This is a genomic window from Streptomyces barringtoniae (assembly GCF_020819595.1).
GTDB lineage: Bacteria > Actinomycetota > Actinomycetes > Streptomycetales > Streptomycetaceae > Streptomyces > Streptomyces barringtoniae.
Genome location: NZ_JAJHNP010000081.1, coordinates 1 through 1,101 on the forward strand (window position 1 = coordinate 1; position 1,101 = coordinate 1,101).

Consider the following 1,101-nt stretch of genomic DNA (forward strand, 5'->3'; position numbering starts at 1 on the left):
CTCGTGGCCGACATCCAGATTCCCGCTGACATCAAGCCCGCCGACGGACGCTTCGGCGCGGGCCCCTCCAAGGTGCGCACCGAGGCGCTGGACGCCCTCGCCGCCACCGGAAGCTCCCTGCTCGGCACCTCCCACCGCCAGGCCCCCGTCAAGAACCTGGTCGGCAAGGTCCGCGAGGGCATCAGCTCCCTGTTCTCCCTGCCCCAGGGCTACGAAGTCGTCCTCGGCAACGGCGGCTCCACCGCCTTCTGGGACATCGCCACCCACGGACTGATCGAGAACAAGTCCCAGCACCTCAGCTTCGGCGAGTTCTCCTCCAAGTTCGCCAAAGCCGCACGACTCGCCCCCTGGCTGGCCGACCCCACCGTCATCACCACCGACCCCGGCACCCACCCCCACACACAGGCCGAAGCCGGCGTCGACGTCTACGCCCTCACCCACAACGAGACCTCCACCGGCGTCGCCATGCCCATCAAACGGGTGACCGACGCCGACGAGGGCGCGCTCGTCCTCGTGGACGCCACCTCCGGCGCCGGCGGCCTCCCCGTCGACATCACCGAGACCGACGTCTACTACTTCGCCCCGCAGAAGTCCTTCGCCTCCGACGGCGGCCTGTGGATCGGCATCTTCTCCCCCGCCGCCATCGAGCGCGCCGAACGCATCCACGCCGGCGGCCGCCACATCCCCGAGTTCTTCTCGCTGCCGACCGCGATCGACAACTCCCGCAAGAACCAGACCTACAACACCCCGGCCCTCGCCACCCTCTTCCTGCTCGACCAGCAGCTGCAGTGGCTCAACGGCCAGGGCGGGCTCGCCTTCTCCACGGCCCGTACCAAGGACTCCTCGACCCGTCTGTACACCTGGGCGGAAGAGTCCAAGTACGCCGCCCCCTTCGTCACCGACCCCGCCAAGCGCTCCCAGGTCATCGGCACCATCGACTTCTCCGACGAGATCGACGCCGCCGCCGTCGCCAAGACCCTGCGCGCCAACGGCATCGTCGACACCGAGCCCTACCGCAAACTCGGCCGCAACCAGCTCCGCGTCGCCATGTTCCCCGCCATCGACCCCGCCGACGTCGAGGCGCTGACGAAGTGCGTCGAC

1 protein-coding gene is annotated in these 1,101 nt (G+C 69.2%); it reads left to right on the forward strand.

Annotation, left to right across the window (positions count from 1 at the left end; genetic code table 11):
• Nucleotides 1-3: 3 nt before the first annotated feature.
• On the forward strand, nt 4-1,101 hold a 1,098-nt coding region (gene serC, locus LMU33_RS40790), incomplete at its 3' end, for a phosphoserine transaminase (protein ID WP_228627158.1).